This window comes from Bifidobacterium sp. UMB1197, from assembly GCF_030217745.1.
GTDB lineage: Bacteria > Actinomycetota > Actinomycetes > Actinomycetales > Bifidobacteriaceae > Bifidobacterium > Bifidobacterium vaginale_B.
In genome coordinates this window covers 41494-62076 of the sequence record NZ_JASOOL010000008.1, presented here as the reverse complement: position 1 = coordinate 62076, position 20583 = coordinate 41494, and the positions used below count along the sequence as shown (strand labels likewise).

Below are 20583 nucleotides of genomic sequence, written 5' to 3'. Positions count from 1 at the left end.
AAAGAATAGTCTTAATTTATACTTATTGCCATTCTTTAGGTATAAACATGCTAGAAATATTTCTAAGAATGACTTTGCTATTGGCGTTTAGCGTGCTGTTGCTTATTTTTTCTTGCGATTTAACCCAAAGATTATGAATGCGTTCTTTAGACTTACTTATAGCGCCGCTTTTGTTGTAAATATCAATGATTCTTTTAACATCATCTTCGTTTCTGCTGCTAGAAGTGTATGCGTTTATAAGGAAGAGCTTATCTTCGGGAGTGCAAAGTTCTAATGCGTCTGCTAAAAGAACAGCGCGTTTTCCTTCTTTAATATCTCCTCCAATCGGCTTTCCAGTGTGAGCAGAATCCGAAACAATATCTAAAAGATCGTCTGCAAGTTGGAATGCAATTCCCAAGGGGTCGCCAATCTGGTTTGCTAAGTCTATTGCATAATCTTTTTGCATTCCAGCAGCTAAAAATCCTAGAGAAAGAGGTGCAATAGTTGTGTAGCTTGCGGTTTTCCACCTAAAAACGTTTATAGAAGATTCGGCAAGTTTTTGTGGATTATCTAGGCTCATCATTTCTATTGAAAGATCTAGAATTTGGCCAATTCCAACGTTTTTTTGCATGTTTGCAAACTCGCATAAAACCTCATGTGGATTTTGAAGATTTTCGCACGCTTTTCTAGATATATCGAAGCTTTGAGACGCTAGAATATCTCCGAGCATTAATCCAAGCCCAGTTCCAATATGCTGGCTGTTTGTTGCTTTAGACAATGCGCAATAAGCGCTTGGTTTTCCTCGCCTTAAAGCGGATTCGTCGATTATATCGTCGTGAACAAGCGCTGCCGTTTGAAATACTTCTAAAGCACAAGCAAGGTTTAACATTGCGCTTTTTGAGTCATTGGAAAAGTGGCCATTGTTCTCTTTACTGCTCTCTTTGGCTGCGTCAAAAGCCTTTAAAGCTAATAATGCTCTAAGTCGTTTTCCGCCTTGGCTAGACAAAATAGCCTGAGATACAACGCTTTTAAGTGTTTCGCTGCAATTAGAAATAAGATTTTTACAAGCTAAAGAGTCAAATTGATTATAAATTAATTCGCTTATACGCGTATCAATGCATGACCTTTGAGAATCTAAACTCATATTTACGAGTTATCCACATGCCTTAGACATTGTAAATTGAGTATTTTCTAGGATTTATAGCCTTTAACCACATTGCTTAATTTTTATTGCATTATTGCCTGCGTGCTGCAAAACTCTTATTTACAAATTTAAAAACACAAAAAAGGAGGAATTATGGAAACAATAAATGGTGAAATAATAGACAATGAGTTAGAAGATACGCATTTTTTTGAAAACAAAGAGCATGAATATTCAACTCTTAAAGAGATGACAAATCTATATGCTGCTAGCATGATTTGCTGCGATTCCGAAGACTATTTTGCTGTGAGTAATGTTGCTGGAAGAAGTATAGAGAAGGTGAATCTTAGTTATCTTCCAAAAGAGTGCGTAGCAGTTTTAGACATTCCTAAAGATTATGTTAACAATCATCATGGTTACAACGATGATTGGATTAAAAATCTTAGAGTGTTGGCAAAAGACTTTTTTGAAAAATACATTGATTATATAAATAGGGATTTAGATGTTAGAGGGAAATCAGAAGTATTTTCGGCTTTTGATATTTTTGTAAATCAATCAATAAGAAACTGGCATAATATGATTTCCAAAAAAGACGGAAACATTGTAGGCTACGACCTTATAATGCTTCCGATTGCAATGTTTGACAACATTAACGTTCGAGACACGCTGCTTGTATCTTTATTGGATTCTAAAGGTGAATATTACGATATTGATTCTTTGCTTTCTCTAGCCTTAGAGCCTAGAACAAAAGAGATGTCTAAAGCTTTAAGGCATTTTCTAGAAGAAAAGTTTAATGAAGAACATGAGCTTCCCGATATTTGCAAAGCTCTAGACGCGGTAAATCTGTTGAAGGCAGTGGCTTGTGTTGTAGATGGAATTCCAGAGTTAAAAGTGCAAGTTTACGCTCTAATGTGCTATATAAGCTGGTGGTTTAAGCTGGGAGACGTTGAAAAATATGTTGAAATGGCATTAGACATAGATCCAGATTGTTCTATGGCTAGAATTGTTTATAACGCTTATAGCAATCATGTAGAGCCAGCTTGGTGTAAAAACTTTAACGATTTTCAAGAAAAAACAAAGAAAAATCGTACATAAAGAAAGAATCGTCCTTAGAAGATGATTAACTTCTTAAAGAAAAGTTGCCCTTGCCATAACTATGCCTTTGTGGTATAGTAGAGTGCCTTTAGGGTATAGCAAAATTAAATGCCTAATTTGGCAGATTACTTTGTGCTAGCGGGGAATCTACAGGAGGAAAAGTTTGGCGAGCAAAGATAAAGCGATTGTCGATTCCAAGACGAGCAAAGAAGAACAGCAGGACTTTAAAATGGCAGAAGATGTTGATGCTCAAGATGTTGATGTAGACGTTGATGTTGATGCGCCAATGGATCCAGACGAAGATCACATGGATTTAGAAGATGAAGATTTTGATGAAATCCACGATGATCTTGATGTAGACGATGTAGACAACTTGGACGACGTTGACGACATTAATAATCTAGACGATATTTCCGAAGAAGATAACGAAGATAGCGAAGAAAACAAGCCAGAAGCTCCGCAAGTTCCACAAGCTAAAGGTGCTTTTATTGTTCGAGATGATGACGATGACGATAATCTAACTCCTTCTGGGAATCCAAAGCGTCGCGTAATCGCTACAGGAGCTACTGCAGATCCTGTTAAGGATTATTTAAAGCAGATTGGTCGCGTGAGCCTGCTTAATGCCGAGCAAGAGGTTGATTTGTCGGAGAGAATTGAGGCTGGCTTGTATGCTCAGCATTTGCTCGACACTCAAATCGATCAAATGGAATTTAAGCGCAAGCGTGAGTTAAAGTGGGCTGCAGCAGACGGTAAGAAAGCTAAGGATCATCTTCTTGAAGCAAACCTTCGTCTTGTTGTTTCTCTTGCTAAAAGGTATACAGGCAGGGGCATGCTTTTCCTTGATTTAATTCAGGAAGGCAACCTTGGCTTAATTCGTGCTGTAGAAAAGTTCGATTGGAAGAAGGGCTTTAAGTTCTCAACTTATGCAACGTGGTGGATTCGCCAGGCCATTACTCGCGCTATGGCAGACCAGGCTCGTACAATTCGAGTTCCAGTGCATATGGTGGAAGTTATTAATAAGCTTTCTAGAGTTCAGCGTCAAATGCTCCAAGACTTGGGTCGCGAGCCTACGCCAGACGAGCTTGCGCGCGAGCTTGATATGCCTGTAGAAAAAGTGCAAGAAGTTCAAAAGTATGGTCGTGAGCCTATCTCTTTGCATACTCCTTTGGGTGAAGATGGCGATTCCGAGTTTGGTGATTTAATTGAAGATACCGATGCAATTGCACCTTCGGATGCAGTAGCTTTCTCGCTTCTTCAAGAGCAGTTTAAGCAGGTTTTGGAAACATTGGCTCCTAGAGAAGCTGGTGTTATTAAAATGCGTTACGGCTTGGAAGATGGCCAGCCTAAGACTTTGGACGATATTGGGCGCGTGTATGGAGTTACTCGCGAACGCATTCGCCAGATTGAGTCTAAGACTATGTCTAAGTTGCGTCATCCATCTAGATCGCAGACTTTGCGTGACTTCTTAGATCAGTGATTTGCTACAGCTGCGCTTTAGTAGCTTTAAGCTTTAATTGTTGTTGAATAAGGGGTAAAAGTGGCTTCTCTTAAAGAGCAAGAGCAATATGATGCCGATAGTTTAACCGTGCTAGAAGGCTTGGACGCTGTTCGTAAGCGCCCAGGCATGTATATTGGCACTACCGACAGCCAGGGATTAATGCATTGCCTTTGGGAGATTATTGATAATGCGGTTGACGAGGCTTTAGCTGGTGCTTGCAATCATATTATTGTTACTCTTCACAACGATGGATCTATTGAAGTTGCAGATAATGGCCGAGGCATTCCAGTAGACGTGGAGCCAAAAACAAAGCTTACAGGCGTTGAGGTTGTTTTAACTAAGCTTCATGCTGGAGCAAAGTTTGGTAATGCTTCGTATAATGCTGCAGGCGGCTTGCATGGCGTTGGCTCTTCTGTTGTAAACGCGTTGAGCTTGCGATTAGATGTAGAAGTAGATAGAGACGGTAAAACGCATCATATGGCGTTCCATCAGGGGCATCCTGGTGTGTATAGCGATGCAGATCCAGCAAATCCATCTCCTGCTTCTCCTTTTAAGCGTACGCGTAAAAACAAGCCTACCGAACTTGAGATTATTGGTACTGTTTCGCCAAAAACTACTGGTACTCGAGTTCGATATTGGGCGGATCCCGAGATTTTTAATTCAACGGCTCGCTTTAGTTACGAACAGCTGATTGACCGAGTTCGTCAAACCAGTTTTTTGGTTCCAGGCTTAAAAATTACTGTTATTGATGAGCATGTACCAGAAGGCGAATCTGCAAATATTGAAGAAATTGATTCTCCAGAAGGCGTTATTGCGGAAGATAATAGTATTCTTGAGAATCAGTACGAAAATGATGACGAATCTAATACAGAAGAACTCGAGTCTGAGTCCACGTTGGTAAATAATGATGAGTCTGAGACCGATTTTGATGACGACGATGAGTCTGATGAGTCTGATGAGTCCACTGCGCAATCTGTTGCCAATAGTGAATCTGCTAGAGAATTGCAAAATAATCATCACCCTAGAGTTGTTGAATTCTTGCACAATGGTGGAGTAAAAGATTTTGTTGACTTTCTTTCAAAAGGTCAAGCCATCTCCGATATTTGGCGAATTTCTGGCCAAGACACTTATATTGAAGAGACGCAGGCTGTTGATTCTGCAGGCGATTTGCATGCTCAGCAAGTAACGCGTAAGTGTGCTGTAGACATTGCAATGCGCTGGGTAAACGGCTACGATTCAACGATTGTTAGCTTTGTGAACGTTGTTGAAACTCCTGGCGGGGGTATGCATGTTGACGGCTTTTTGCAAGGCTTGACTAAGCAAATCCGCAAGGCTGTTGAAGACAATGCTAGAAAACTTAAAGTCAATCTTAAAGATTCAAACACTAAGATTGAGCGAGACGATATTCTAGCTGGAATGGTGGCTGTTGTAACAGTTCGCATAGCAGAGCCTCAATTCCAAGGTCAAACTAAAGACGTGCTTGGAACAGCTCAAGTTAAGCCAATCGTTACAAAAATGACGGATTCTCAATTTGGGGATATGATTAGCGGGTCCAAGCGAGGATTCAAAGAGCAGTCTGCCAGAGTTTTGGAAAAAATTGTTTCCGAGATGCATGCGCGTATTCAAGCGCGTAAAACTAAGGAAGTTACTCGCAGAAAGAACGCTCTTGAGTCTGCTTCTATGCCGCCGAAGCTTTCTGATTGCCAGCCTGGAAACGACGATGTTGCAGAGCTTTTCATCGTAGAGGGCGATTCTGCACTCGGAACTGCAAAAGCTGCAAGAAATTCTGCTTTCCAAGCGCTTTTGCCAATTCGCGGTAAGATTTTGAACGTTCAAAAAGCAAGTCTTGCGCAAATGCTTTCCAACAAAGAGTGTGCTGCAATCATTCAAGTTGTTGGAGCAGGATCGGGCGCAAGTTTTGATATTTCGCAAGCGCGTTATAACAAGATTGTTATGATGACCGATGCAGATGTTGACGGCGCGCATATTCGTATTTTGCTGTTAACTCTGTTCTACCGTTATATGCGCCCACTTATTGAGCACGGCCATGTTTATGCTGCCGTACCTCCGCTTCACAGGATTGCGCTCGCTGGAAAGCACAAGGGCGAGTATATTTACACGTATTCTGACGACGAATTGGCTGGAAAGCTTGATGATTTGCAAGTTAAGGGCATTGATTTTAACAGCGATATTCAGCGCTACAAGGGCTTGGGCGAGATGGATGCAGATCAGCTTGCAGACACCACTATGGACCCTAGAACTCGCATGTTAAGAAGGATTCGTATGGAAGATGCTCAGCAGGCGAGCGAGGTATTCGATTTGCTTATGGGAGATGACGTTCCGCCGCGAAAGCAGTTTATTGTTGATAATGCAGATGACTTTGATCGCTCCAAAATCGATACCTGATTTTTGCTTAAAAACAGTTTGTTGATAGGTGAAACTGGATTTATATTACTTACACATAAATTACTTACACATAAATCCTACTGTTTAGTGAATTGCAGCAGTAGGATTTATGCGTATCTTATGCTATTACGTTATTTTCTTGCAAACATGCTTTTTGCATATTCGCTTATGTCGTCTGGGTTTATCATATTGTATTTTTCTTTTATTTTTGTAAAATATTCTCCGATTATGTTTTTATTGATTATTTTATTTGATGAATCATTAGTTTTTAGATTTCCGCGAGTAAGTATCCAAGGTTCTTCATGATGTGTGAATCTTTCAAGTTCTTTACCACTGTAGCAGCAAAGATTATCGATAACACTATCACATACTGCTCTTTCGGTGGCAGATAGTGTAGTTGTTAGTTCTGCTGTAAATAGTGTCACATCACTTTTTTGAACATGTTTGTAATCCGCTAATTTTTCTGATGATTTAATTCCTGATATTTCTGTTGTTAGCGAATCTATGGGAGTAAAAGTGTAGTCTTTATAACGCAAATAGACGTCTTTATACACAGGTCCATGAATCCATGCTTGACAATCGTCTGTAAATATAAACGACTTATAAAAAGCAAAATAAAAACCCTGAATGTAGTATAAGGATTTTTGCAAGGCTAAGGGAGTTATATCCTCACACTTTATAAGCAAGTATTGTATTACATTGTTTATTTTGTCACTCGACTTATTGCTATCAAAGTTATTGTTTGCAAAGTTATTTTGTAATTCGCGTATTAGTTTTTGTGTTGCTTTATAGCTTTTTTCGTAGCTAAGTGCGGATTTCAGATTGTTCTTATTGCTGATTAATAATTGCAAGTAATATTCCGGATCATTATAAATGCGTAGCAAAATGTCAGAATATTGTTTTGAAGGAATATCTCCATCTGCAAATCTAGAAAATGTTTGTTCTCCCCAGCCGAGTAGCAGTGAAAGTGGCCGTTTACCTATTGAGTATTTAGTAGGTATTTCGTTGATTTCATCAAGAGGAATAATATTGTTTTCTTTACGATACTCGTCATACAATGCTCGAAGATTCGCGTCGATAATTTCTGGTACATATACGTAAGAACCGCATTCTTTACAGTGTGCTTCTGTGCCAGTGTAGGAATATTGTTTCCCTTTAATAGATGCAGTCATTGGAATGGATTTTGTTGAGTACTCAACATCATTCCTGCACTCTTCGCAAAATGTTTTATTATCTTTCATTATGAGAGCCTTTTATTGAAAATTAGCAGATTTATTATTTTTTGAGTTGTTTATTAGATTATTTAAATAAATAATCTATCTGTTTATTCGCTTTATGGAATGAAATAACAACTGTTCTATTTTGCTGAGAAATAGTAATGATATTAAACTTCGTGTAAATGTTTACCATCTCACATTTACCTACGTGTGATAGTTTTACTCGTGGCGCGAATACGTAAAGCGTTTCATATTCATAGCCTCTTTTTTTGTTTTTTAACGAATGACAAAAATCTTCTACTTCAATGTTGAGAAGTATATTTTTCTGAATATCTGATCGTATGTTGTATTCTCGAATGAAGTTTATGTTTTCCTGACGATTTTCGTTTAACGAGATGGTAAAACGGTCATTTTTTATGCAGTCTTTTATCTTTGCGAGTATTGCTGAAATTTCTTCTTTTGTGTAATTCTGATTATAGTTTCTGTTCATATACCACCTCCACTCTTATGATACAAAAAATAATCGTTTTTATCAAGAAAAATGCATCTATTGATGCATAAATAATTGCACATGCATTTTAGAATAAAATTTATTAGCGTTATTAATGTATTTGGCTTGTTTTTATGCTTTAAGATTATCTGCAAGAAGGCTTTGACAAAGATAAGCTTGATTTTGCAATATTTTGTATTGAAAATGTTGCTAAAAAGCTTAATCAAAATCCTCGCGATACTTATGATGCTTTAACTAAAAAAGTAATATTCTTATGTCTTATATTGTTCCATCTTATGATGTTTTGCACACTCAAGGCAAAGAATATATTACAAACGATATTGTTTCCTTTATGCGCGAAAAAGGTGTGGCAAAGATTTAGGTGAGTGATGGATTTTGAGAGCGAATCCTATTTTGTTGCAAAAGAAGTATGCTAGGGTTGTAAGTCTTTTAGTTGAGCGTGCTGGCTTGAGTTATGAGCAGGTTTAATTCATAATTTTGTGTATACATTATACCGAATTATGGTATATTGGTTAGTGTGGTTGCATTCTTAGGATGAGATTGCAGCTGTGTGATTTTTATTTTATAAGTTTTTTTTTTAAATTTGTTTATTTTACGAGGAAGAAATGAACAAGAGAACTGTGCTTGTTTTGTCGACTACGATGATGAGTATTGCTACTGCGGCTTGCGCTTTTTGCGTTTCGCAGACTGCGAATGCTGTTGAAAATGTTACAAGTGCGGCTGCTGTTGTGAATGTTAACTCTAATGTTGCGAATCCGGGATTTAATGACGGGGGGTACCCTTTCGCTAAAAATCCTGATAAAGCAAAGGGTGATGCTGGTTCCAAGGGTGTTGATTCTTCGAAGAATGATGTAAATTCTAAGAATGCGAACATTCCTAATAATGGTGCTGTAAATAGTAATGTAAAAGATGATAGTTCTGCAAACGATTCGAGTGATGTAAAGAAAAGCAAAGTAGCTGTATACAAGTCAGCTCAATCTACAAAAGAAGTATCAAAAGAAGATAAAGCGGCAGTAGAGTTGCCTGCTAATGTCGAGAATCAAAGCGAAGTTAAGCCTAATAAAGAAGGCATATACGATTTTAGTAATGATAAGGATATAAAAAATCCGTTCCCGAATGTTATTACTCCAGCTGAAGTCAAAGAGCTGCAGGACAAAACAACATCTGGGTATCCGTTCTCATACATTATTAAAAGTTTCTACACTCCTGCTGGTAAGGAGTTTAAAGTTGTGAATGGAAAGCCAGTAGGGGACACTCAAGAATTTACTTATCAAATTCAGAATACATATGAGAATATGCTTGGTCGCATTGATAATTACATTTTTATCCCTAGTGCCAAAGAGGCGTACGGTGGTGAGGGCGAGATACGCCCCTATCGTTCTTCTCGTGAGTTTAGAAATGATGATGGATCTCTAAGCTTAGATGATAGTAAAGCTCCTGATACTGTGATTCCGTACACACTTGAAATCAATGGGAAATTCATTGGCAAAGACCGTACAACAAAAACGCCTTTTGAATATTACATGAATAGAAATCAAACCTTCGTGCATATGACAATGCACGGCCGCAAAGCTGATGAAATTATTTATGGAGTGCAATCTCTTAATTATATGGGGTCAAGTGCTGCTCCGGGACTATTTGCGTTTATACCAGAATGTGGTGCACAATTCCATTTTGTAGATGACTTGCAATATCGCAAAGTAGCAAACATTAAAGGAAATGGTGAGCTTTCTCAACGGAGTACTGATGGGGCTGACAGGTTCTCTGCTAAACCATTTACTAAACTCGCTATAACTGATCTGCAAGATTCTAGCAACGTAAGTAATGTAAAATTTACTAATAATGCAATTGCAAATTATTTTGTCCCACTCCTAAGCTACGAATGCGATCCAAAGAAAGATTCTGTAAAGCGCCCAACAATGGATGAGCTTAAAAAGACAAATATTCCTGGTTATTTGTATTACAGTAACGATATTGACACTCCTGAAGATGGCACATTCACCAAGGACAATACCAAGAAATTTGGCAACTACGATTACGGTATTGTTCGAAATAAGGATGATAATCAAGTAACAACAAAGCATTATTATGTGACTTTTAGAGTAATTCCTACGCAACTGGTTGTGAAATATAAGAAAATTGATGGAACGTTTGAATCAAATGCAAAGTATGAGCTTTTAGATTCTAAAAATACTCAAATTAGTAATGAATTTGCTGCTGCGATTAGTGATGTTACTGCAAGCAGCAAAGATGCTTTAGCTGCCATGATGAAGTCGACTGACACTACTTTTCTTAAAGGCACTACAGGTTACTTATCTAATGGAGCTGTGTATTTGCTGCCTGGAAAATACACAGTAAAACCTATTGTCAAAGCGCCTGAAGGGTATGAATGGGTTGTTGATTCAACCGAACAGAATTCAAAAACTAGTGCAGATATTAATATTGGTCTTCAAATTGGCGATGCTGTTGTTGCGAAGTCGGTTACTTTTGTGTTGAAGAAGAAGCCAACGCCTCCAACTCCGCCAGCTCCTACGCCAGAGCCAACGCCGGAACCAGAGCCGGAGCCAACTCCTGTTCCAGTTCCTGATTTTCCGGTTCCTATTGCTCCAGCTCCGATTTTGCCGCCTGCTGAAGCAGAGCCGGAACCTGCACCTGCTCCTTCGCAACCGGAGCAGCCAGAACAACAACCTAAGCACGTTGCTAAGCATCTTCCTAAAACTGGCTCAACCGCAACCCCAATTCTTGCTTCCGCAATTGCCTCGCTTTTCGCAGGTCTTGCCGGACTTGCATCATTGGGAGCAACATTAAAACGACACCGTGAAAATTAAAAACAGTTAATTATTTATGTTGATGCAAGTTGAGCAATTGAGTAGTATTACTAAGTGAAGCTGCTTAGTATAAATACTTAGTAATACTGATTAGTAATTGTGTTGTTGTTAATTTTATAGTTTTGCTGTTTCTGTAATTATGTGTAGGAGGGTTGAATGACTGATTTAGATGTTATTTCTGATTTATCTACAACAGATTGTGCCCTTTGCAAGAAATATCATATTCCTAATGCTGATACGCTTGCTGCATTTGAGGAAGCTGAACAACTTAAATCTAATCCTAATGTGAAAACATATAGTTCATTTGATGAGTTTTTGAAAGATCTTGAAGATGAATGATATTAAGCAAACGAGCTTTGACAAAGATAAGCTTGATTTTGCAATATTTTGTATTGAAAATGTTGCTAAAAAGCTTAATCAAAACCCTCGTGATACGTATGATGCTTTGACTAAGAAAAGTAATATTCTTATGTCTTATATTGTTCCGTCATATGATGTTTTGCATACTCAAGGCAAAGAGTATATTACAAACGATATTATTTCTTTCATGCGCGAAAAAGGTGTGGCAAAGATTTAGGGGAGTGATGGATTTTGAAGGCGAATCCTATTTTGTTGCAAAAGAAGTATGCCAGGGTTGTAAATCTTTTAGCTGAGCGTTCTGGATTGAGCTATGAGCAGGCACTTGACGTATTTTATCATTCTGTTACTTACGATTTAATGCGTAATGGTATTTCGGATATGCATTGTATGAGCGATGGATATTTGGTTCAAGATCTGCTTGATGAGATGCACGAGTCTAGTGAGAAAAACAATTTGTAAATGTTATAGTGCTGGCGTTTTTAATCCTACATAAATCCTAATGCTAAAACTCACAACTTGTTTTATGAATTGATATGTGAATATGATTAACCTTCTTCTTGCAATTATCTATTTAGCATTTATTAGCTTGGGTTTGCCAGATGCTCTTCTTGGAGCCGCGTGGCCGACTATGAGCCACGATGTTGGTGCGCAAATTTCTTGGGCTGGCGGAATATCAATGGTTATTTCTGCAGGAACAATTGTTTCTGCGCTGTTATCTAATAGGCTTACGCATAAGTTTGGCCCAGGGAAAGTTACGTTTATTTCAGTTGCTTTAACAGCTTTAGCTTTACTGGGTTTTTCTTTTGCTCCGAATTATCTTGTGCTTATTTTTCTAGCTATACCATATGGTTTGGGCGCTGGAGGAGTGGACGCGGCTCTTAATAATTACGTTGCAGTTCACTATGAGAGTTGGCATATGAGCTGGCTTCACTGCATGTGGGGAATTGGAGCTTCGGCAGGCCCTTACGTTATGGGGTTTGCGCTTTCTAACGGTCAGCGCTGGCCTGCAGGATACCAGTATATTGCTGTTATACAAATTGTTTTAACTCTTGTGCTGTTTATAAGTTTGCCGCTGTGGCAAAATAATACAAAAAAAGAAGTGAATATTACTGATTCAAAGCAACAATCTTCTGGAATGCTATCTTATGCGGAAGTTTTGCGCATTCCTGGAGCTAAAAATATTCTTATAATGTTCTTCTGCTACTGCGCTATTGAACAAACTGCAGGATTATGGGCTAGCAGTTACATGGTTTTGCATGGGGGAGTTGGTCGCGTTGTTGCAGCGGGATGGGCAAGTTTATTTTACGTTGGTATTACAGCAGGACGATTTATAAGTGGTTTTTTAACAATGCGTTTTAACGATGCAACAATGATTCGTATTGGTCAGTGCGTGATGCTTGTGGGAATTCTGGTATTGTTATTGCCATTGCCGAATCATATTGAGCTTATTGCAGGTTTTGTGATTATTGGCTTAGGATGCGCTCCAGTTTATCCATGCATTATCCATTCTACGCCGCATTATTTTGGTGCTGATAAATCGCAAGCGATTGTTGGCATGCAAATGGCAAGCGCATATATTGGATCAATGGTAATGCCTGCAATCTTTGGGTTTATTGGTCAAAACGTGTCTATGTCTTTGCTGCCAGCATATTTGATTATTTTGCTATCTGTAATGACTTTTATGCACATGCGTCTGCTTCGAACTTGCAAAAGTTGAGTATGAGAATATTTTTGTGCGATTGTTTGCTTAATTGTTGTTTGTTTAAGATTTATTAAGATTATTGTGAGTTTAGTTACATTTTATTGCTATTGAAAGTATAAGTTGTAGAATATGTGAAGATTCAAACTAATACTGTTAAGCACATGTATTATATTAATCGCTAATAATTTTAGAAGAGTTGGTTTTGCAAGAGGAAAAAATGAGTAAGAGAACTAACATAATTTTGACTAGCACTATGATGGGTATTGCTACTGCTGCTTGTGCTTTTTGTATGGCGCAAAGTGCAAGTGCTGCTGAAATGTCAGATGCTTCTTCTGGGGCTAATACGTCTGTTGTAAATTCTTCCGCCGTAGATTCTAAAACAGCCATGGGGGGGGGGTCTTTAAATAGCACTTCCGTAAAACCTTCTAAAAATTCCTCTGAAAATATTGTACCTTCCAAGTCTTCCGAAACTGCAAAGACTGCTTTAACTACTCAAGCTGCTGATTTAAATAATTCTACGGATTCTAATAAAAATTCAATTACAGATAGAAGTGCAACTTCTTCTGATGATTCTTCAAGTTCTGCTACTGCACCAACTAATAAAACTTCTTCTACAATTACTACTGCCACAGATGCATCATCTTCTACTGATTCACAAAAAAGTGATGATGTTGTATGGGAAGATAGTGACTTCAATATTTACTATGATCCTGAATTAGGTAAGATGATTGGCGGTAGAAAAAACATAGAGCATCCTGCAGAAAATGGTAAGCCTGCTTATATAGAAAATGTTGTTGACGAGGGATTTAGTCCTCAAGGTTTTGCTAAGTTAAAGAAATCAAGACATGTTGTAATTCCTGAAGGTATTCAGGCTATTCATGAACATGCGTTTGCTGGTCGTACGAGCGGCAATCCTGATAATTTTATTGATACACTAGTACTGCCTAAATCATTAAAAGTCATAGAATACGGCGCATTTGCGTATAACACGATTAGAGGTACTGTAGAGATTCCTGAAGGTGTTATTTCTATAAGTTCTGTGGCTTTTATTGGTAATAAGATTGAAAAAGTTGTATTCAAGAGCGTATTGAACGGTAGCGGAAAGATTAACTCTAAAGATACTAAGCCGTATTATCTTTCTGGTATAGGCTCACGTGCATTTCAAGCAAACAAAATTAGAGAAATAGTTGTTCCAGGCAATTTGGGAGATTTTATGTTTTTGTTTGATAAATCCAATCCAAATCAGCCTGACCCAGGACCTTTTGATAATCAAGATCTTGGTACTAAGACTATTGAAGTTGGGGAAGCGTTTGAATATCCTATTGCTATTCATCAATCTGGCAATAATCAAGAAAAGATATCTAATCTTGGTGGATTTTTCGAGAATAATACTCCTACGCGAATAGCTAATTCATCTTATTTTGAGTTAAAAGATGGCAAATATATTGCTAAAAAAGTTGGAACTATTCAAGGTCAATGGATTAAATACGATTTAAGAAACTCGGAGAATAGTCCTATTGGCACAGCAGTCTTTAAGTATGAAATTCTTTCTAAAGGCTCATTGTGCACAGTAACATTTAATAATGGCGATAAAGTTATTAGTACTATTCGCGTTAAAAAAGGACAATCTGTAACTAACGGTGCAGTTAATGATGGTCAAATGCCAGTGGATCCTGTAAAGGATGGGTATAAATTTGCTGGTTGGTATACGCAAAAAGACGGCAAAGGTGATGAGTTTACAGATGATACAATTGTAAATGCTAACACAACTGTATATGCTTCATATGCATCTAATACGCCAAAGCCTCCTGCTCCTACTCCTGAGCCAAAGCCTGAACCAATTCCAGAGCCTGATGTGCCTGATGTGCCTGATGTTTCTGATGATTCGTGGATTCCACTTCCTGAAGTTGTTCCCGAGAATCTAACATATCTTGTTGAAAAATCAGTTGTTCATTCTGATGAACAGCATATTAAGGCTGTTGATTCTGGTGAAGCTAACGTTAAGGCTCCTGCTAAGCATTTGCCTGAAACTGGCTCTTCAGTGTCTATGGCCATAAATTCTTTGTTTGCATCTGTGTTTGCAGGAATTTTCGTACTTGTAGGAGCTAGGAAATCACTCCGTAGCTATTCCAAGCATGCTCGCAAAAACTAGTTACGAAAATCGCAACTTTAGAGTACATAGAAACAATGGCATAAATGGAGTTGCTGCCCAATGTGACTACCCAATGTGACTGCCCAATGTGACTACCCAATGTGCGCAATAGGGGAAACAAGCTCGGTTCCCGAAGCATCCCTTCGCATATCTGGCTTAGGTAGTTCCACATTTGCTCCACGTTGTGTAGTAGCGTAAAGCGGATAGTTTCCAACGTATGCATGCAAAAGCGTGTTCTGCCCCTTAAGGAATCGCTGCGATCGCACGCCTCCCGTGCCGCGGCCCTTTGTAGGGTACATTTCTAACGGCGTAATCTTTGCAGCTCCGTTTTCTGTTCCAGCAAGCGCGTCACTATCTCCAGCAAGAGTGAAAACTACGCTTCCAGAAGCAGAAAATAGTCCGTTTTGCCCTTCTTCGTAGTTCCATTCAACATCATTTTTAGCAACAACTGCAAAAGCAGAAACAGTGCATCCTTCATTAAGCCTAATTCCTGCCATTCCAGCGGAATTTCTGCCCTGTGGGCGTACTTGTTTTGCGTCGAATGTAAGTAGGGAGGAGTCGCTGCTTATAAACACAAGCCTGTCGTCGTCTTTTGCAGGAGCGGCACTGATAACCGAATCATCGTCTTTTAAGTCAATAATGCTCCAGGAATCCATTGTTGTTGGCGATTCAAAATTCCATCGTTTTACAACGCCGTTCTTTGTTCCAATTGCAAGAGAAGTCGAAGTTGTAGAAGTTGTAGAATCATCGCTCATTGCAATAGCAGCTACGACTTTTTCTCCTCTAATCGGGTCTGTGCTTTGAGTAGAAGTTAGCAATTCGTTTGCGTTAACGCCATTAGAAAGTGATTCTAAAATGTCTTCGTTCCCTTGATTTAAATGCGGCAAATCTGCAACATGCGCTATTACTAATCGCCCTGCGGATGTTATTAAAGCGTAGTTTGCGCGAGTTGTTGTTTCAAACATGCTTAAGCATGGAGTGTTAAAAATGCTTGAAGAATGTGCTTGCCATTTATTAAACGTTTCAACGCTTGTTCTTGCTATAAGCCCAGACGCACTCAACGCTACTGCGCACGGCTCGTCGCTTAATTGCAAAGCTGCCGCAGCAGCATCGCTGCTTCCAGCCTTTTTAGCGGCCAGCGCGGCTGCTGCAACGTCTGCTTGAGTGCTTGTAATCTTATTCGCTGCAATAACGGCATCCATAGCTAAATCAGCATCTGCAACTTTGGTGTTCTTAGTGCAAACCGGTGTAAAGCTGCCGTCTTCTTGCTCATCTAAAAGAATTGTTCTGCGCGGAGTATCCCACTGTTTTACAGCGTAGTCCATTTCTGCAATTACAACTTTATCTAGCTGGCTGGCGGAGCTTAGAATCTCGTTAAGTTCATCTATTTTTTGCAATAAGTCGTTTTTTTCGCCTTCTAGCTCGATTCGACTCATTTTTGTAAGTCTTCTAAGCCTTAGGTCAAGAATGTACTGAGCCTGAATTTCGTCTAAATCAAATACACTAATAAGCTTTGATTTTGCGGTTTCTGCATCTTCGGAAGACCTAATTACTTGAATCACTTCGTCAATGTCTAGCATTGCAAGAAGAAGGCCTTCTACAAGGTGCAATCGCTCTTTGGCTTTGTTTAGCCTAAATTCACTACGCCTTCTAATAACGGTTCTTCTGTGCAAAATCCACACGTCTAGAAGCTCTCGAAGACCCATTGTGTGCGGCCTGCCGTCTACCAATGCAACGTTGTTAATCGTAAAGCTTTCTTGCAGCGGAGTGTGTTTAAAAAGCTGCGCAAGAACAGCGTTTGGGTCGAATCCTGTTTTTATTTCTATTACGATTCGCGTTCCGTTATGTCTATCTGTTAAGTCGATTGCTCCAGATATTCCGTCTAGTTTGCGTGCTTTTATACCTTGAGATATGCGTTCGAGCACACGCTCTGGGCCAACCATAAACGGCAGCTCGGTAACAATAATCGCCTTTTTGCGTGCTGTAACGTTTTCAATATGTGTTTTCGATCTAGTTGTAAAAGCGCCTCTTCCAGTTTCGTACGCTTCGCGAATTCCGCTGCGGCCAATAATTATGCCACCTCCTGGCCAATCTGGGCCTGGAACTATTTGCATTAAATCGTCTAGAGTGGCGTTTGGGTGGCGCATAACGTATTTTGCTGCAGCAACAACCTCTCCAAGATTGTGAGTGGCCATGTTTGTAGCCATTCCAACTGCGATTCCAGAAGCTCCGTTTACAAGCAAGTTTGGTATAGCAGAAGGCAAAACCGTTGGCTCTTTTAGCTTATTATCGTAGTTTGGCGCAAAATCAACAGTATCTTCGTTTATGTCTGCATTCATTCCAAGCGCTGCTGGGGCTAATCGCGCTTCTGTGTACCTGGATGCTGCAGGGCCGTCGTCTAGGGAACCAAAGTTTCCATGGCCGTCAACCAAGGGGAGTCTAAGCGAAAACGGCTGAGCCAAACGCACCATTGCTTCGTAAATCGCGGAATCTCCATGCGGATGAAGCTTTCCCATAACTTCGCCCACAACGCGCGCAGACTTCATGTACGCGTGATCTGGCGTAAGATTCATGTTTCCCATTTGGTACACGATTCGGCGCTGTACCGGCTTCATTCCGTCTCTTGCGTCTGGCAATGCACGCGCGTAAATCACGGAGTATGCGTATTCCAGGAAAGATTTGCTCATCTCTTCGTTAAGCGGCGTTTCAACAATATTTTCCTTAACCTTTCTAGGGTCGAAGGTTGGTTTTGTTGATTTGCTGCGTGAAGGCATGGTTTTAAACTCCTTGAAGTGGTTTACAAGCCTTTATAATACCAATTTATATGCACAAATGTTTATTAAATGCTTATTTTCTTGCCATTTTAGTGGCGACTTTTCTTGTGATTTTTCTTGCTGCTTTAGTGCTAACTTGAATTTTGCTTTAGTGCTAATTTGAATCTCACTTTATATGTATTCTTTTTTAACTACAATGTTGCTTATGACTATTGAGGTTCCACAATTGGATGACTTGTTGAAGTTTGTTGACAATAGCAAAATTCGTGACGCATACAATAATCCTGATTTTGCTCTTCATTTATCTGCAATTCTTCCTGCTCTTAGTGCTTCTATAGGATCGCCAATTTGCACACAAATCCATAAAAACCCTGATTTTTTGCGAGATTCTCTTGGTTTTCCTAAAGCACAAAGTGCTGTTGTTGTTCTTGTAGACGGTCTTGGGTACTGGAATCTTGTTAGTAGAAAAGGTCATGTTCCATATTTGCGCTCTCTTCTTAACAACAGCGCAAACCAGCGGCCTATAACCACTTGTGTTCCAAGCACTACGGTTGCAGCAATGGCCACTTTTGGCACTGGAACTTGCCCTGGCCTTACTGCAATGACTGGGTACACTCAAAAAAATCCTAAAACTGGCGCTTTATCTCAATTAATTCAATTTAGAGATGCTCCAGATCCAAAAGATTTACAGCGTCAGCCTACAATCTTTGAGTCGCTTTCTAACTTGGGCGTTAGAGCAAACCATGTAAGTCTTTCAAAATTTGAAGATTCCCCTTTAACTCAAGCAGCTTTTAGAGGGGCTAAATTTATAAGCGGAACAACTGCTAGAGCGCGAATTATCAATGCTGCAAACAGCACTAAAACGCCTGGATTAACTTATTTATACCTTAGAGATATTGACAAAATAGGGCATAATTACGGCTGGAATTCTAATAATTGGGTTTCTACTTTTGAGCAGATTGATTCGCAGCTAAATCTTTTAAGAAAAAATTGCCAAAAAGGTACTTTAATTGTTATTACGGCAGACCATGGAATGGTTGAGTCAAATCCAGATTTATCAATCGATATTGCAAAAGATAGTCGTCTTACTAAAGGAGTTAAGCTTGTTGGGGGAGAGCCACGTTCTGTTATGCTCTATGCGGAATCTGGCGAAAATCCAGAAGACATTGCATTAAGATGGGCTAATGTTTTGCAAGATAAAGCGCTTGTTAGAACTAAAGAGCAGGCTATTAAAGACGGCGTTTTTGGCAAAGTCAGCCCGCTTGCGTTAAGCGTTATTGGAGATGTTCTTGTTCAAGCAAAGTCGTCTGTAACAATCGTTGATTCTAGAATAGAAACAGAAAAAGCCATGAACTTGCCGAGTGTTCATGGCTCTATGAGCGCAATGGAAATGGACATTCCTTGCTTAATTGATATAGCTTAATATAGCTTGATATAGCTTGATTTATGCTAAATCACCCTTCTCCAAAAAGAATCTCATCCCAGCTAGGAACGGCTGCTCGGCTGCTCTTTTTGGCTTTAGAATGCTCATTTGTACGCGCTTTAGTAGACTTTTGCGTTTGCGTAGACTTTGGTGCTTCTATTGAAACGGTTTTGTCTGCCTGAACGTGCTTATCTTCTTGCTGCGCTTTTTTGTTGTTCGATTCGTTATTTGCCTTGTAGCTAGAGTCGTCGCTAAAAAGCGTATTGGAATTGTTGCTAGTGTTGCTTAAATCAGAATTTGCTGAGTTTGCAATATTTGCTGCGATTTGTGCAGCATCTACATTTGCATCCGACTGATTCTCGCTATTTGCCACTAAATCGCTTAAATCATTGTTTTTAAGCTGATTATTAGGCTGATTTTGCAACTTGCTCTGATCTTGATTTTGCTCATAGTTTTGATCAAAGCTTTGCATATAATCCGCATTATTTTGGCTTAGAGCTTGATTTTTACTATTCTGTTCTTTTGCACTTTGTGCTTGCACTGCGGTATTTGCGGCATTTGCAACACTTGCAAGGTTTTCGCTATTCCTTGATTCCCATTGAGAAACAGCGCGCTCTATTCTTGCAGAACGAATTGAGTTTCCTGGAAGATCTTCGTTTGCAAATGGGAAGCTAATGCTTACAGTGTCTCTGTACGCTCCACCAAACTGCGATTTTTTGGAAGAATCATTATTCATAACTTCTTCACCGAAAAGCAGTCTAGCCGAAGGATTTGCGCAAGTAACGGAGTTATCGTGCATATTCCAAGTCCACTCGGCTTTTATTGTGCGAGTAGCGGTGTTGAATTCTGCGGTTATAAGCCATGGCTCAAGACCGCGTCTTGTTGCACGCCACTTTACTGTTTCCATTCCAATATGAGCTTTTGCAAGAGTGCGTTCAATCAAATCTGAAAGAGTTCGCATATTGCTTTGCTTTGGGGCTGGAACAGTTAAGAATTGCTCAATAGCATACTGTTTTTCGGTTTCAACGCCGCTTGAGAATCGTCTAACTTGTGATTCGCTTACGTTGTAGCGCTTTGCAACATGTTCTGGCTCTAAGCCAGCTCGTATTAACGCTTGAATCTGAGATATAGGCAGCGTTGCTGTAGTTACAGCTGGTGAATCGTCAGATTTGCCAAGCGAGCTAACTGTATTTTGATTACTTCCATCAACATTTGTTAGTTTTTTCGACTCTGCGATTGCGTGCTCCAGCGTGTCGTCAACATGAATTTTTAACGGCGTGTCTTCAAAAATAAAAACTAAATCGCCATTATTATCCACATGATCGAAACTCGCCTCTTTTGGCGGATTTTCAAGCATTGTGCACCACTTTCTTCGCTTTTAACGATACTTATAACATACTCTAGTCCATAGTCTGCCTTCTTTGCCATTTTCTATGAATAAAAAAACAAGTATTTTATGCGGGGTATGTTTCATGTATGCTATGCGCGTAGGTAGAT

The 20583-nt window shown here is 39.4% G+C and carries 15 protein-coding genes and 2 pseudogenes; 12 read left to right on the top strand and 5 right to left on the bottom strand.

All coding sequences use genetic code 11. The features are described 5' to 3' along the window. Nucleotides 1–22: 22 nt before the first annotated feature. Nucleotides 23–1123, bottom strand: coding sequence for a polyprenyl synthetase family protein (locus QP420_RS05500; protein ID WP_415688713.1), 1101 nt, complete (start codon nt 1121–1123; stop codon nt 23–25). A 153-nt stretch (nt 1124–1276) separates the two neighbouring features. On the opposite strand from QP420_RS05500, the gene QP420_RS05495 reads away from it, so the two are divergent. The 3 genes from QP420_RS05495 (at nt 1277) to QP420_RS05485 (ending at nt 6119) form a co-directional block, all read left to right on the top strand. After that, nucleotides 1277–2215, top strand: coding sequence for a hypothetical protein (locus QP420_RS05495; RefSeq protein WP_415688714.1), 939 nt, complete (start codon nt 1277–1279; stop codon nt 2213–2215). Nucleotides 2216–2378: 163 nt separating this feature from the next. Further along, nucleotides 2379–3692, top strand: coding sequence for an RNA polymerase sigma factor (locus QP420_RS05490; RefSeq protein ID WP_415688715.1), 1314 nt, complete (start codon nt 2379–2381; stop codon nt 3690–3692). A gap of 60 nt (nt 3693–3752) precedes the next feature. Further along, nucleotides 3753–6119, top strand: a complete 2367-nt coding sequence (locus QP420_RS05485; protein WP_481616780.1) for a DNA gyrase/topoisomerase IV subunit B — start codon at nt 3753–3755, stop codon at nt 6117–6119. 131 nt (nt 6120–6250) lie between these two features. Here QP420_RS05485 and QP420_RS05480 read toward each other — a convergent pair whose 3' ends face one another. Both QP420_RS05480 and QP420_RS05475 read right to left on the bottom strand, forming a co-directional pair. Further along, nucleotides 6251–7360 (bottom strand): type II TA system antitoxin MqsA family protein, encoded by a 1110-nt coding sequence (locus tag QP420_RS05480; protein ID WP_415688717.1) that lies wholly within the window; start codon nt 7358–7360, stop codon nt 6251–6253. Nucleotides 7361–7418: 58 nt separating this feature from the next. Beyond that, nucleotides 7419–7826, bottom strand: coding sequence for a hypothetical protein (locus tag QP420_RS05475; protein WP_060786393.1), 408 nt, complete (start codon nt 7824–7826; stop codon nt 7419–7421). A 149-nt stretch (nt 7827–7975) separates the two neighbouring features. Here QP420_RS05475 and QP420_RS05470 point away from each other — a divergent pair. The 8 genes and pseudogenes from QP420_RS05470 (at nt 7976) to QP420_RS05435 (ending at nt 14889) form a co-directional block, all read left to right on the top strand. Next, nucleotides 7976–8208: pseudogene (locus QP420_RS05470) on the top strand (DUF3791 domain-containing protein). A gap of 14 nt (nt 8209–8222) precedes the next feature. Next, nucleotides 8223–8309, top strand: a pseudogene (locus tag QP420_RS05465) (DUF3791 domain-containing protein); the annotation flags it as partial. Between the two features lie 143 nt (nt 8310–8452). Continuing rightward, the gene (locus tag QP420_RS05460) at nt 8453–10675 is read left to right on the top strand and encodes an LPXTG cell wall anchor domain-containing protein (protein WP_481616779.1); all 2223 of its coding nucleotides are present in this window, start codon (nt 8453–8455) and stop codon (nt 10673–10675) included. A 156-nt stretch (nt 10676–10831) separates the two neighbouring features. Next, nucleotides 10832–11014 (top strand): hypothetical protein, encoded by a 183-nt coding sequence (locus QP420_RS05455; protein WP_415688719.1) that lies wholly within the window; start codon nt 10832–10834, stop codon nt 11012–11014. Continuing rightward, on the top strand, nt 11007–11252 hold the full coding sequence (locus tag QP420_RS05450; protein ID WP_464404833.1) for a DUF3791 domain-containing protein: 246 nt from the start codon (nt 11007–11009) through the stop codon (nt 11250–11252). The genes QP420_RS05455 and QP420_RS05450 overlap by 8 nt, the downstream gene beginning before the upstream one ends. 14 nt (nt 11253–11266) lie before the next feature. Further along, nucleotides 11267–11494, top strand: coding sequence for a DUF3791 domain-containing protein (locus QP420_RS05445; protein WP_481616778.1), 228 nt, complete (start codon nt 11267–11269; stop codon nt 11492–11494). Nucleotides 11495–11576: 82 nt separating this feature from the next. Then, nucleotides 11577–12752, top strand: a complete 1176-nt coding sequence (locus QP420_RS05440; protein WP_481616794.1) for an MFS transporter — start codon at nt 11577–11579, stop codon at nt 12750–12752. 202 nt (nt 12753–12954) lie between these two features. Beyond that, a complete protein-coding gene (locus QP420_RS05435; protein WP_481616777.1) occupies nt 12955–14889 on the top strand; it encodes a leucine-rich repeat protein in 1935 nt (644 codons plus the stop codon). Nucleotides 14890–14981: 92 nt separating this feature from the next. Here the strand turns inward: QP420_RS05435 and QP420_RS05430 are convergent, their stop codons facing one another. Beyond that, nucleotides 14982–17663: a DNA gyrase/topoisomerase IV subunit A gene (locus tag QP420_RS05430; protein WP_481616776.1), complete on the bottom strand. Its 2682-nt coding sequence runs from the start codon at nt 17661–17663 to the stop codon at nt 14982–14984. A 205-nt stretch (nt 17664–17868) separates the two neighbouring features. On the opposite strand from QP420_RS05430, the gene QP420_RS05425 reads away from it, so the two are divergent. Next, entirely contained in the window at nt 17869–19086 is a 1218-nt protein-coding gene (locus tag QP420_RS05425) for an alkaline phosphatase family protein (RefSeq protein ID WP_481616793.1), read from the top strand. Nucleotides 19087–19117: 31 nt separating this feature from the next. Here QP420_RS05425 and sepH read toward each other — a convergent pair whose 3' ends face one another. Then, the gene (sepH, locus tag QP420_RS05420) at nt 19118–20443 is read right to left on the bottom strand and encodes a septation protein SepH (RefSeq protein WP_481616775.1); all 1326 of its coding nucleotides are present in this window, start codon (nt 20441–20443) and stop codon (nt 19118–19120) included. Between the last annotated feature and the right edge of the window lie 140 nt (nt 20444–20583).

Bases quoted from the DNA above. Each gene is read 5' to 3' on its own strand.
- QP420_RS05500 (WP_415688713.1), bottom strand. From the start codon at position 1,123: ATGAGTTTAGATTCTCAAAGGTCATGCATTGATACGCGTATAAGCGAA.
- QP420_RS05495 (WP_415688714.1), top strand. From the start codon at position 1,277: ATGGAAACAATAAATGGTGAAATAATAGACAATGAGTTAGAAGATACG.
- QP420_RS05480 (WP_415688717.1), bottom strand. From the start codon at position 7,360: ATGAAAGATAATAAAACATTTTGCGAAGAGTGCAGGAATGATGTTGAG.
- QP420_RS05475 (WP_060786393.1), bottom strand. From the start codon at position 7,826: ATGAACAGAAACTATAATCAGAATTACACAAAAGAAGAAATTTCAGCA.
- QP420_RS05460 (WP_481616779.1), top strand. From the start codon at position 8,453: ATGAACAAGAGAACTGTGCTTGTTTTGTCGACTACGATGATGAGTATT.
- QP420_RS05455 (WP_415688719.1), top strand. From the start codon at position 10,832: ATGACTGATTTAGATGTTATTTCTGATTTATCTACAACAGATTGTGCC.
- QP420_RS05450 (WP_464404833.1), top strand. From the start codon at position 11,007: ATGAATGATATTAAGCAAACGAGCTTTGACAAAGATAAGCTTGATTTT.
- QP420_RS05440 (WP_481616794.1), top strand. From the start codon at position 11,577: ATGATTAACCTTCTTCTTGCAATTATCTATTTAGCATTTATTAGCTTG.
- QP420_RS05435 (WP_481616777.1), top strand. From the start codon at position 12,955: ATGAGTAAGAGAACTAACATAATTTTGACTAGCACTATGATGGGTATT.
- QP420_RS05430 (WP_481616776.1), bottom strand. From the start codon at position 17,663: ATGCCTTCACGCAGCAAATCAACAAAACCAACCTTCGACCCTAGAAAG.
- QP420_RS05425 (WP_481616793.1), top strand. From the start codon at position 17,869: ATGACTATTGAGGTTCCACAATTGGATGACTTGTTGAAGTTTGTTGAC.
- sepH (WP_481616775.1), bottom strand. From the start codon at position 20,443: ATGCTTGAAAATCCGCCAAAAGAGGCGAGTTTCGATCATGTGGATAAT.